Below are 12805 nucleotides of genomic sequence, written 5' to 3'. Positions count from 1 at the left end.
CGTTCCGAGCACCTGGCCCCGGTAGACCTGATCACCCGCGGTGACCGTCGCGGCGCGTCGGGTTGTAGAACTTCCCGAACGTCCAGGCGCTCGGGCGCGGCTCGCCGTCGTCGTAGAAGTGCGTCACCAGGCCGGCCGCGAAGAGGTCTTCGGGCAGCTCCGGCAGCGGGCGGCCGTCGTACTTCGCGCGGGAGCGCTCGAACGACAGCGTCGCGGCCCGCGTGTAGCGGGCGAGTTCGTCGGCGCTGAGGGGGTAGCCGTTGTCCCTTGCCTGGTCGACCAGGCTTCGCAGGTTCGCGACGGCGGCGCCGTCGTACTCCCCGCCGAAGTACGCGGGGCGCCCGACGGACTCCGGGCGGTCGGTGCCCGCGGGAAGGTCGAGGTCGGCGACCTGCCGCAGCGTCTCCGGGTAGACGGTGAAGGTCTCCGGGCGGCCGGGGTTGACCAGCAGGCCGACGCCGGGGTTGTCCTTGGCCCGCCGCAGGAGCACGCGGGGCTGGACCCGCTGCCACAGCGTGTACTCGGCCGGGACCTGCGCCTCGGAGGTGTAGACGACGAACCGCACGCCCGCGTCGCCGAAGTCGCGGACCTGCAGGTGACCGTCCTTCGCCGGGGCCAGGACATCGAGGTCCAGCATCCAGTGGACGAACTCCTCCGGCGTGATCCACTCGACGCGGAGGTAGCCGAGAAGTGCTTCGGCCGGGCTTTCCGGCGCCGGGCGGCCGGAGAACCGCGGCCCGGGCCGGTGATCCGGGTTCGCGCGGACGGCGCCGGTCGGCTCGCCGTACAGGGTGTACTGCTCCCAGCGCAGGATCGCCGCCTTCGGCACGGGCAGTCCGGGCGCCACGGCGGGATCGAACTCGGGATCGACGACCTCGGTCCAGCGGGTGAAGGCGTCGTCCTCCTCGCCACCCGCCGCCGAAACCGCCATCAGCTCCAGGTCGAGCCGGATCTCGCCGCCGTCGTCCGGGACGAAGGCGACCGGGCTGGGAAACAGGCCGGCGGCGGGATCGGTCCCGTCGAGCCAGCCGACGGTGTTGTAGGTGACGTTCCAGCCGTCGGTCGCGCGCACGACGTATTCGCGGCGGACCCGCAGCGCGCCGGTCCCCTCCCCGCCCCTGTCCGTCAGCCACTCTTCGACGCGGCTGACGGCTTCCTCTTCGTTCATCGTCCCCATTTCAGATCACCAGCGCGGATACCGCTGGGCCCAGCCGTCGACCTCGTGCAGCGCCGAGTGGCGGTCGAAGTGCCAGAACGCGTCCGTAGCGATGTTCTCCACCAGGTAGCGCAGTTCCAGCTGCTCGACCCACTTCTGCGGCAGACCGGGGATGCCGGTGCGGGCGCCGAGCAGGGCACCGGCGATGGCACCCGTGATCGCGCTGCGGCCCGAGTGGTTGACCGCCCGCAGCAGGGCCTGCTCCGGGTAGTTCTCGAAGCCGGACAGCGCCGCGAACGCGCGGCCCAGCACCGAAAGTGTGCCCTTGCCGTCGCCGATCAGCTCCGGGACGCGCAGATCCGGCAGACCGTGTTTGCCGAAGAACGGCACCGACTCCGCGACCATCGCCTTGAGATCCGCCCAGACCGGACCCCGCTGGTGCGGGTTCTGCTCGTCGAAGATCTCCCGGGAGATGTTCCAGACCGGGTAGCTGAACGCCTCCGACGTCAGCGCGGGCTCGAACAGCCAGGTCAGATAGGTCGCCGCTTCGACGTCGATCTCGCCGGGATGGGTGACCGAGACGAGGTCGCGCACCGCCTGGCGGACGCCGCCGCTCATCGCGCTCCCCGGTCCCGCCGAGGTCATCGCCGCCGGCAGCGCCGCGACCAGCGCGTCCGGTCCGCTCATCGGCATCGCGGTCGGCGAGATCGTCGCCAGTGCGTGGTAGGCGTTGAGTTCGGCGTCGTCGGGAGTGCGGCGGACGCGGAGCTCCGGCACCTTCACCAGCCAGCCGTCCGCGTTGTCCAGCGGCGCGCCCTGGGTGTGCAGCCAGCGCATCAGCGAGTTGCGGGCGACCGTCCCGAGCGCCTGCTCGGCCTCGCGGTTCTCCGGCTGCTCGCGATGCGGGCTGCGGATCACGGCCTCGGTGTAGAACAGCAACCGCTGGGTGAGCGGCCCGATCCGGCCGGGCAGATCGAACGCGACCGGCAGGTCGGTGACGCCGTCCGGGCCGTAGGTGTTGTGGATCTCGTCGAGCCGCATCCGGTCGACGGCCGCCCCGAGCGCCTCGCCGAGCGCGAAGCCCACGAAGGCGCCCGTGACGCGCTGCCAGCCGTAGCGCGAGCTGGAGCGGTCCCGGTCGAAGTACTTGCCGAAGGTGTCCAGGCGCGGCTCGATCTGTCCTTCGTTGTCGTAGCCCGGCACCAGCCCGTTCGCCCGCAGGTCGTTCGGACGGCCGCGCGGCGGTTCCGGCCGCCTGAGCCGGGCCAGCCACGATTGGCCGAGGACGGTCTTCTGGCACTCCTCGGCGGTCAGTTCGAAACCGCGGCGGCGGGCCCGTTCGGCGGCGGCCAGCGGCGGCTTCACCGGTTCGGGCAGGCCCATCTTCGCGGCGGTGTCGGCGGCGAGCGCCTCCAGCTCCGGATCCGCTTCCGGGCAGCGTTCGTTGACGTCGACCGGCGCTTCCCGGCGCGGGAACCGCTGGGCGGTCTCGGCGAGTTCGGCGCCGCCGACGTCCTCGAACGTCGCGGGCCCGCCGTTGATCACGAGGTTCGGCGGGCTCTCGTAGCCTGCCAGGGTGGCGATGTCGACCTTCCAGTACCCGTGTTCGCGGGACGGCAGGTTCCTGGTCGAGCTGAACACCCTCAGCTCGGCGCGTTCCTCGTTGAAGTAGAACCGCTCGGTCTTGCCCGACGCCAGGTCCAGTGGGACGTAGACCTCGCAGCGCAGCAGCCCGATGAGCAGTTGCTCTCTGGTCAGCCAGCCGACGCTGGCGAACGACAGCAGCGTTTCGAGCTTGTTCTCCGGCTTCGGATAGCCCCGGCGGACGGGACCGGCCCGGTACTCGGGGTTCTCCCGCTCTTCCCCGGTCTGCACGCCTTCCGCGTTGACCTTGACCCAGCCCGCGACGACCGGCGGCGGGACCCCGAGGTCACCGAGCCCGGACTTCGCGTACTCGGGGTCGACGACCTCGCGCCACGCCTCCTGTCCGGGGAACGCGACCGGAACGCTGAGCCCGCCGGGCTGCGGATGCGCCTGGCGCAGTTCGCCGTCCGGTTCGCGGACGATCACCGACGGCGGCGGGAAGATCTCCTTCTCGGAGAGCCCCTCGTCGAGGAAGGCGATCGTGTTGTAGGGGACCGACCAGCCCTCGGGGATACGCAGGACCTTTTCGTGGTCGACGCGCAGGCCGGCGCCGCCCGGTTCGGACACGTCCGGACCGTGGACCGCGCGCAGCCACTCTTCGACCTTGGCTACCGCTTCCGCCGATTCCACCTACTCGATCCTCTCCAGGCTGCCGTCGGACACGTGCTCGGCGATGGTCCTCGGGAGCACGTAGGCCACCGCCCCGCCGGGCATGTTCGCCCAGGGGACGGTGACACCGATGATCACGTGGAGCGGGCGTCGCAGCCGGTAGGTCCCACCGACACGCTCCCGTTCCAGCGGCAGGGACGTCGTGGCGAACCGTACCCCTCCGTGGTGAACCAGATTGCCGGTTTCCTCGCCGAACCGCAGTACGACCGTACCGGCGACCATCCGGCTGACGCGCTTGTTGCGGAGCAAGGTGAGGGGAGGCTCACCCGGTGCGGCGTGCACCGGCCAGTCGGCGAGTTCCTTAGCGGTCTCCAGCGGTGTCTCGTGTCCGGCGGTCATCCTCGCCGGATGCAGCAGCACGGCGCCGAGGAGCTGATGCGCCGCGTCTTCGAGCCGGCCGAAGTACTTCGGCGACACCGGGGCGCCGTCGGAGTAGGCCGCGACCTCCCAGCCCTTCTCGGTGAAGTTGAGGCACCAGGCGCCGTCCGAGCGGTCCCCGATGCGGTACGCCTCCGGCCAGACGGCGTGCTCGCCGAGCCTGCTGACCAGCACGACCAGGAGCTCTTCGTCGGTCAACGCCGGATTCGGCGACGTCTCCAGCTCCGCGGCGATGTCGCCTTCGGTTTTCTTGACGTCGGAGCGGCCCGGCTTCGGTCTGGGCTTGCCGAGCAGATCCGCCTCGGCGGTCCGCCGCACGAGATGTTCGACGTACGGCGGCTGGAACCGCTGGCCCCGGATGTGCCCGACCAGCTCCGGCTCCGGCGGGATCCCGTATTTCCGCAGGTAGTGCGGCACGGACGCGTGCCAGATCCAGGTGCCGTCGGTGTGATAGCTCTCCGGGACGTCCCCGTCGGCTTCCGGCTCGAAGATGTCCTTGCCGAGACCGCTGCCGGAGAGGATCGCCGGTTCACGTTCCAGGTACTGCGCGACCAGCGGCGCTTCGGACTCGTCGAGCTCCGGTCTGTCCACCACCGGGGGTTCGCCCTCGGTGTAGGAGTCGACGATCCGCGCGTGCCGGAACTCGACGCGCAACGGCAGCTGCGCGCGCAGCCGCCACCAGTCCGGGACGTGCTCGTCCTCGCGCGGGAACGCGGCCAGCTCGTCCGGGTACGCCGAAGCCGCCGGTGCCTCGGTCCACGCCGGCTCGTCGTCGAGGGTGAAGTCGAAATCGAAGGTGCCGTCGGGTTTGAGCGTGAACCGCGACTGCAACCAGGTGCCCCGGCCGATGGCGTACATACCGGTGCGAAGCCTGCCGAAGAGCTCGCTCAGCTCGGGGGCGGGCGTGAGGTTGTGGCCCTCGAGTTCGGTGTGTTCCCCGGCCTGCCGGAAATCGGCGGCCGCGGCGTGGGCGGGGTCCGTGATACCCGCCAGGATGAGCCTGCCGATCTGGACCAGCAGCCCGCGCTGTTGTTCGGAGGTCAGTTGTTCCACGTGAATCATCGCGCCCGGTTCGGCCGGCTGGGCAGGCTCATTCCGAGGCTCCTTCCTCCGGTGGTCTGTATTCGGGGAAGCGCGGCTCCGCCCGGAACGACGGCGGCTCACCGGCGGCGCGGCGGGCCAATTCGTCCTCCCACATCTTGAAGGTGCGCTTGCGCAGCGACTGGATCAAGGCCGATTCCTGCGGTGCCAGGCGGCGGTTTTCGCGCCTGGCCTGCTCGTACAGACCGTCGATGGTCTCGTAGAGCGCGAAGACCGCCCCGGCACCTTTGAGTTCGTAAGCACGGGCACGCTCGGTCTCCTGGACGAACTTCTCCTCGGGCACCTTGCTGATGTCCGAACTGGCCATCGCCCGCATGACCTCGCGCACGTGCTCCGGCTTTTCGTCGAACTCGCCGGTGCGCGGGTTGAGGAGGAAACCCGTCAGGCCCCCGTCGGGCGTCGACTCGACGCGGTAGGTCTTCCCGAAGTAGGTGTAGAAGGACGGGGTCTGGATCACGTGTTCTCCTCAGGCGGCAGGCCCTTGCGGAGACCGGCCATGAACTTCTCCCGGACCCGGTCCATCAAGGCGGCTTCCAGGAGTGCCTGTTCCGGGGACAACTTCTTCTTGTTGTCCCCGTCCAGTGTCCGGTTGTAGGTCGGGAAGTCGCGGCGGACCTCGTAAAGGGCGTGTTCGTAGGCCGAGACGGTGTCGATATGCCTCAGGTGCAGCCGCAGTTCGGCCACGTGCCCGTTCGGCAGCCGGACGTTCATCTGCAGATCGCGGTACCCGCTGTCCTGCGGATTCGCGAACCGGTCGTCGAAGCTGACGATCTCGAGATCCGGATCGGCCATCACCGCGTTCAGCGCGTTGTAGACGTCGGCCAGCGTGTCGAACTGGATCTTCACGCCCACCAGGTCGGTGAGTTTCGACGCGTCGCCGTCGTAGCCGGCGATCTTCGCCTTCGCGCGGTCGTCGTCCTTCGGGCCGGGGCGGCCCGACGAGTCACCGTTGTTCTCCGCCGCGATCCGTTCGGCGATCCGGTTGAGGTCGCCCTGGTTCCGCGGCCACGCCTGCCGTTCGGCGTCCAGGAACTCTTGGATCTTCGCGGGATCGCCCGTGTCCGCGCGATCGAATCCGGCGTGGAACTGATCGCCGGGTGCCACGTCGGCGGCGATGTTCGCCGCCTCGTTCGCGAGGTCCCGCTGCTCCTGGGTGAGCGGAGTGTCGCCGGGGCCTTCCTGGTGGACGTCGTCGATCATCTGGTGGCCGCGTTCCTCGACGTCGCGCAAGGCGTCTTCGAGGATCGGGATGGCTTCCGGGTGCAGCAGCAGGCTGCCGATGGTCATCGGGTTGTTCAGCAGCGAGGCCCGCAGGTACGCGTTGTCCGGATGCTCCATCAGCCGGACGAGTTCCGGATGCGACGGCAGGTGCTCGCGGATGTAGTCCCGCATCGGCCCGACGTCGTGCTTGACGCCGTTTTCGTCCTCGTGAACGGCCCGTTTGAGGTCCGGGTCCAGTCCGTCGACCGCGGCCGCGACCTCGGGATCGTCCAGGAACCGTTCGGCCTCGGCCCGGTCACCGTGGTGCGGCGGCTCATCGTGCGCCATGCCGTAGCCCGCGTCGCGCGGGGGCGTCACGATCGGACGGCCGTCCGGGCCGATCCGCGACGGCTGCACGTCGGGCGTGTCTTCCCTGGCGAAGGCGATGCGCGGGTCCACCGCCGGCTGATCCGGCCGCGCGAACGCGATCCGCGGGTCGACGGGCCTCGTCGCGGCGGCTTCCGTCTGCGTCGTGTGCCCGTCGGTGTGCTGAGCGCCGGGGCCTTCCGGGACGCCGACGTGCATCAGCTTCATGCCCAGCGGCGGCTGCGGCAGGTTCATCAGCGCGCCCGACTGCGGATCGATGAACGCGACGCCGTCCCGCGTGTTCGCGACCATGGCGACGTGGCCGCGTTCGACGCCGTTCTCGTCGAGGTACTTCACCGCCACGACCGCGTGGTGATCGGTCGGCATGTCCCGCATCTCGCGGATGACGGTGTCGTAGTCGGCGCGGTCGGAGAACCGCCCGCCGAACCGCTCCTCGACGTGTTCCAGCGTGCCCCGGCTGTCCATTTCGTGCATGAGCAGCGGATCGGCCGTCGAATCGATGCCGTTCATCCGGTCCATGTACGCGCCCGGGGTCCGGGTGCAGTTGGACCGGTAGCCGTTGGCCAGCGCGTCGGGGTCGTTGAAGTGCGGGTTGACCTCGCCGAGCCCGGGGTGCCGGTCGGCGAGGTACGCGGCCTGCTGCTCGGGGCTCGCCGAACCGGCGTGGATCGCCGGTTCGCTCGGCGGGTTCGTCGCGACCGCCAGCGACGAAAAGTCCCGTTCGGGGACCGGTGACTCCGCCGTGTCGTCGGTGGCGGAGTGGTCCTGAGCGGGCTGTTCGCCGTATTCAGGGCCCTTGTCGGCGTCCGCGACCCCGTGGTCCGCCGGGTTCTCCGTGGTGATGGGCGGGGTTTGCGGCTCGTCGAAGCCGCCGAGGCGCGCCATCGACCGTTCCTGGGCGAGGCGGGCGAGTTCGGGCGCCTCCGCGGCGTGCCGGGCCCGCCGCTCGTCCATCTTCTGCTTGGCGGTCTCGGGGTCGAGGTAGCGCGGGTCGCCGGGGGTGACCTCTTCCGCGTGGATGACCCACTTCGGCCGGTCGACCAGCGGCGGAGTCTTGAACTCCTTGCTGTGGACGTAAAGCTGGGTCTTCGGCTTGGTGATGGACTCGTTCTCGCCCGGGTTCTCGGCGAGCGACGAAACGTCCTTGCCCGTCTTCGAGACGATGTGGATCTCGACGTCTTGGCCGAACTTCGACTTCGTGTCCGGCGACGTCTTGATGGTCGCGCTGGTCATCGTCGGTTCGGGGACGGTCTGGCCGGGTTCGTAGTGCGCGGCCATGATCTCGGCCGCGCGCAGGTCGCCCTTGGTGTCGATGCCGCGGATGGCTTCGCCGTGGAAGTCCGGCAGCTCGTTCAGCGCGCCGACGATCGCCCGGGTGCTGCGCTGGGCGTTCTCGAAGCCGGGGTGCGCTTCGCCGAGACGGTTCGCCTCGTTGATCGTGTACGCGTGTTCGCGCGAGTACGAGTAGATCGCTTCGGCCGCTTCGGGCGAGACGCGGTCCTTCAGCGGGCTGGCTTCGAGTCGCCTCAGCGCCTTTTCGCGGGCCTGCTCGGCGAGGTCGGCGCTGTCGTAGCGGTCACGGAGACTCTTGTGATCCTCGGGCGAACCACGGAAGTTCTCGTCGTCGACGTAGCTCTCGTCGTGCCGCGCGGGTGCCTCTTCGGTGCCCTTGAGCCGCTCGCTGATGTCGAGTTCGGTCTTGGGCGCCTCGTGCTCGGCGGGGTGGTCCACCGGTGGCGGTTCGTCGTCGCCGCGCAGCCGGTCGGCCGTCGACTGGGGCGGCGCCTCGGCGCGGGTCTCTGCCTGTGTTTCGGAGTGCGTCCGCTGCGGTGCTTCCGGCGCTTCCGGGGTGTGGGCGTGCGGAGCGTCGCCGCCGCCCATCGGCATCGCCTTGATCGACGTCGGGTGGTCGGGCAGCGTCGCGAGCCGCCCGGTCATCGGATCGGCGAAGACCACGCCGTGCGGCGTGTTCACCGCGGCGACGATCCGCGTCTCGATCCGGTCCTTGGACCGCGGTGAGCCCTCCGGCGCGTTCGGATCGGCGGCGGCGTGATGCTCGAACGCCACCGCGGTCCGCGCGCCGACCGGGCGTTCGCCCAGCTCACGGGCGACGTCGCCGAAGCCGTTCCGATCCGACCACTGCCCGCCCAGCCGATCGCTGACGTGCTGCAGCGGCGAACCGCCGGTCGAGGGCCCGGCGACGGCGTCGTGACCGTCCATCCGGTTCTCGAACGCGACCAGCGCCTCGGCCGAGTTGGTCTGGTAGCCGTCCTTCCACGACTCGGGCGCGTAGTAGTTGCGCGTGTTGGCCTCGCCGATCGCCGGGAGCTCGTCCATGACCAGCCGGACCTGCTGATGCGGGGTCTCGGTCGAACCGGCGTGGATGACCGGCGTCCCGCCCTCGTCGAGCGGCTTCGCCAGCTCGGACCAGCCGCCGTCGGGTGCGTGCTCCTTCGGCGGCTTGGGGGCCTCCCGCTCCGGGAGGTCGGCGGCGTCGATCCAGCCGCCCTTGCCGTCGGAGATCTTGGTGTCGAAGTCGGCGAGACCCTTGTTCTGGAACAGTTCCGGGTGATCGCGGCGCAGCTGGGCGTCGCTTTCGGCCGCTTCCCGGTCCAGCCGGTCCTGCTCGGCGTTGTTGTACTCGCGCCGCTCGGCGACCTTCTGGTTGACCTCGTCCGGGCTCAGGTGACCGTCGTCCCCTGCGACGACCTCCTCGCATTCGACGACCCACTTCGGCTGGCCGCTCGCCGTGCCGTCCTTGACCCGTGCCTGGTACTCGGGGTGATCGGGATGCCCCGGACCCATCTTGACGTCGGTGACGCGCAGCTGCGTCGCCGACTTCATCAGCACTTCGCGCTCTTCCGGCTTGGAAGCGAGGTCTTCGATGTGGCGTCCGGTCTTCGACTGGACGCGCATCTCGACTTCGCCGGGGAAGGTGCTGCGCGGATGGTCGGCGGTGACCCGCGACGCGCTCAGCATCTGCGGGTCGACGATGACCTGCCCCTTGGCGTGCGCCTCGAGGAAACCCCGGATCGCGCTCTCGTTGCCGTTGAAGTTCACCCGCCGCGAGACGAGGCCTTCGTACGCGGGCATCTCGTTGAGACCGGAGGTGATCGCCTCGATGTGCGGCCGGAGCGCGTCCAGCTCGGCGCCACCGTGACGCTGCGCGTGGGTGATCCGCTCGGCCATGTCGGTCCGCGTGTAGCTGTGCACCGCGTACGCGCCCTGATCCGACATGTCCTTGACGCGCTGGTCTCCGTGCGCGTCGCGCTTGGCGAGGCCTTCGCGACGGACCTGCTCGCTCCGGGCCTCCCCGGTGTTCTCGTCGAAACCACGCTTGTCGATCTGTGTTTCGGCGAGCGCGCGGTAGGCCGCGGGGTCGTCGGTGTGGAAGTCCGGATCCGTCAGGTACGGCTCGTCGATCGTCGAGCCGAGGTCGTCGGCCGTCCTGTCGTCGGGTGTGACGTCCTGGGGCGCCTCGGTCTCGTGGTGGGTGCCGGTGTCCGTGTCCCTGGGGACGTCGGTGTCCTTCGGGGTCTCGTTGACCTTGGGAGCGTCCGTGTCCTTGGGCAGGTTCCCGCCGTGGTCCTCGGGCGTCCGCTGAGGCGCGGGCTCCGCCGGACGCGCCGGGGCGGGCTGCTGCGGCGGCCGCTGCGGTTGCTGCGTCCGGTCCTGGGGTGTGCGTTCCTGCGGACCCGCGTGCCCGTCCTGGCCGGGACGCGGCGCCGGGACCTGCGGCGGCCGCGGCGGCTGCTGGCCACCGAACCGCGGCGGCCCGTCGCCGGGCGGCATCGGACGGCCGGGCTGCGGACCCGGACGTCCTGGCTGCCCCGGCTGACCCGGGTGGTGTCCTGGCGGAGGCGGTGGCGGCACGGGAAACGGGCCGTTGCCCGGATGCGGTGGCCGCGGCGGAGGCGGCGGATAGCCCGCCGGACCGCGCTGACCGGGGTGCTGCCCGGGCGGCGGAGGCGTCTGCGGACGCGGCGGGACGCCACCGTTCGGGCCGGGACCCTGTCCCGGCCTTCCTTGGTAACCCTGAGGCGGCCCCTGCTGAGGCCGCGGCGGACCTTGCGGCGGCGGGCCCTGCGGCGGTTGCTGGGGGCGCTGTCGCGGTCCACGGTCCTGCGGAGGTCCGCCCTGGCCAGGGTGCCGCGGCGGAGGCGGCGGCTGCGGTCCGGTCGGACGCGGGCCCATCGGACCCGGCTGACCCTGCGATCCCCGAGGCGGCATCGGTCCGCCACCACCACCGGGCGGCGGCGGTGGCGGTGGCGCGAAACCGCCCTGCGGGCCTTGCTGCATCGGCTGGCCCTGGAAAGGCATCGGGCCGGGCTGCTGGTCGAAGCGCGGCTGCTGGGGTCCGCCGTTCCCGGCCAGACCGGCGGCCTGGACGCTGTCGTTCGGCCGGACGGGCCGCGACGGGTCGTGGCCGGGCGGGGGGAAACCACCGGGAGTGGGACCGTTTCCCCCGGGCGCCATGCCGTAACCACCCGAAGATCCCGGCGTGCTCGAACCCGGGTTCGACGCCATGCCGTAGCCGCCGGAGCTCGACGAAGCGGGCGCGCCACCTGTCGAGGAAGGCGCACCGGACGAAGCGGCAGGCGGCATCCCGCCGGACTGCGACGGACCAGCGGCGGGACCCGGCGACGGACTCGCCGCCGGTACCTGGGCAGGGCTCGCCGAGAGCGCCTGCGGCTGACTCGCCGCCGCGGGTGTCTGTGCCGGTGCCTGCTGCTGGTTCGCGGCGGCCTGCTGCTGACCGGAACCGGCGCCGTTGTCAGCGGCCGCCGCCGGAGCGTTGTGGTGGGTCTGCGGCGCGCGCTGACCGTCACCGGTGTTCGCCGGGGCGTCCGCCGGACGTTCCGGAGCCTGCGTCGACGACTGGCTGACCCGGTCGCTGTCCGCTGCCCGCTGCGAGCCGTCCTCGGAAACCGGTGTGTGATGTTGCTGCGAAGCCTGCTGAGGCGCTTGGTTCCCACCGTCCGAACGCGGCGAGGAATCGCCACTGGATGACGAATCGCGAGCCGAGGGCGCGTCACCGTCCGAAGTGGACCGTGAAGACGAGTCGCCCCCGGAGCTGTCACCGGTTGAAGACTCGCCACTGGATGACGAATCGTGCCTCGAGGGCGAATCGCCGCCGGAGGAATCACCGGCGGAGGAATCGCCACTGGATGACGAATCGCGATTCGACGACGTGTCCGTAGAGCTCGACGACGTGTCCGGTGTGCGCGAAGGCGTCCCGGAATCCCCTGAGTCCACGTCCGGCGTCGAGGGACCGTCGACGTCCGGCGTGGCGCTCGGCGTGTTCGCGGTGCGGATGTCGCCGATCTGGCTCTTCGCCCCGTCGACCCCGCCGCCGACGGCCCCGCCGGACGCGCCCATCAGGACGTCCTTGGCCGAAAGCTTGTCCAGGTCACCGGTGACGGCGGCCTGTCCGACCGTGCTGGCGACGCCTTCGGCCGCGCCGCGCACGGCACCCCGCGCCGCGCTGTCGACGATCTGGCCGCCCACGCTGTCGGAAAGCCCCTTGGTGGCGCCCTTCCCGATACTGCTGCTGCCCGCGCCGACGACCCCGTCGACGGCGCCGCTGATCGCGGAATCCTTGGTCTTACTGAAATCCCAGCTGTCGCGGTCGCCCTTGGCCATCTGGAGGCCCTGGATGCCCGCGTCCATGGCGAGGTTCATCGCCGTGTTCTGCAGGACTTCCTTGCCGATCTTCTTCAGGCCCTCCTTGAGAAGCTTCTCGAGGAGTTCCTTCGCGACCTTCTTGAAGCCTTCCTGCGCGAGCTTCTGCATCAGCTGGCGGAAGATCATCTGGACGGTCATGCGGGTGGCGATCTGCGCCGGCGCGATCCCGGCCGTCGAACCGCCGAACGTCACCGCGGCGGCCGCTATCATCGCGACGATCTGCGCGGCCAGGATCACCAGCGAGATGATGATCATGTACTTCGTGTACTCGACGTCCAGCGCGGTCGCGTTGCACGAGTCCCCGAGCGCCTTCGAAGAATCGGCGAGCGACTTGAAGTACGCCTCGTCGCCCTCGACGAACTTCCTCCAGGCCTCGGCGAACTTCTCCGCGCCCTGACCGCTCCAGCCGCCGAGGACCTCGGTGGCGCCCTTGGTCGCGGTGTCGGCGATCGGCTGGATCGCCTTCGACGCGTTGTGCCAGGCGTCGCGCAGTTCGCGGAGCTTGTCCTCGTCGCCTTCCGGCCAGCTTTCCCCCACGACGATCGGCAAGAGCCACTTGACCGCGTCGGGCATCTCCATACCCAC

5 protein-coding genes are annotated in these 12805 nt (G+C 70.5%); all 5 read right to left on the bottom strand.

Features of this window, described 5'->3' with window-relative positions; genetic code table 11:
• Window positions 1–31: 31 nt before the first annotated feature.
• Genes AB0N89_RS18925 through AB0N89_RS18905 form a run of 5 tightly spaced genes read right to left on the bottom strand, consistent with a single transcriptional unit; the run spans window position 32 to window position 12799 of the window.
• Window positions 32–1168 carry a YrhB domain-containing protein gene (locus AB0N89_RS18925; protein ID WP_364205983.1) on the bottom strand — a complete coding sequence of 379 codons (1137 nt, stop codon included), beginning with the start codon at window positions 1166–1168 and terminating at the stop codon, window positions 32–34.
• A gap of 15 nt (window positions 1169–1183) precedes the next feature.
• Entirely contained in the window at window positions 1184–3430 is a 2247-nt protein-coding gene (locus AB0N89_RS18920) for an ADP-ribosylglycohydrolase family protein (protein ID WP_364205981.1), read from the bottom strand.
• A complete protein-coding gene (locus AB0N89_RS18915; protein ID WP_364205980.1) occupies window positions 3431–4900 on the bottom strand; it encodes a TNT domain-containing protein in 1470 nt (489 codons plus the stop codon).
• Window positions 4901–4937: 37 nt separating this feature from the next.
• Window positions 4938–5405: a hypothetical protein gene (locus AB0N89_RS18910; RefSeq protein ID WP_364205978.1), complete on the bottom strand. Its 468-nt coding sequence runs from the start codon at window positions 5403–5405 to the stop codon at window positions 4938–4940.
• On the bottom strand, window positions 5402–12799 hold the full coding sequence (locus AB0N89_RS18905; protein ID WP_364205998.1) for a toxin glutamine deamidase domain-containing protein: 7398 nt from the start codon (window positions 12797–12799) through the stop codon (window positions 5402–5404). The genes AB0N89_RS18910 and AB0N89_RS18905 overlap by 4 nt, the downstream gene beginning before the upstream one ends.
• Between the last annotated feature and the right edge of the window lie 6 nt (window positions 12800–12805).

Origin of the sequence: Amycolatopsis sp. NPDC089917, from assembly GCF_040684635.1 — a bacterium.
Taxonomy (GTDB): Bacteria; Actinomycetota; Actinomycetes; order Mycobacteriales; family Pseudonocardiaceae; genus Amycolatopsis.
Note: the sequence above shows the minus strand (reverse complement) of the source record. Positions and strands in the feature narration are given on the sequence as shown.

What these genes read in the sequence shown, in the direction of transcription:
- AB0N89_RS18905 (WP_364205998.1), bottom strand. Translation starts at nt 12,799, where the DNA reads ATGGAGATGCCCGACGCGGTCAAGTGGCTCTTGCCGATCGTCGTGGGG.
- AB0N89_RS18925 (WP_364205983.1), bottom strand. Translation starts at nt 1,168, where the DNA reads ATGAACGAAGAGGAAGCCGTCAGCCGCGTCGAAGAGTGGCTGACGGAC.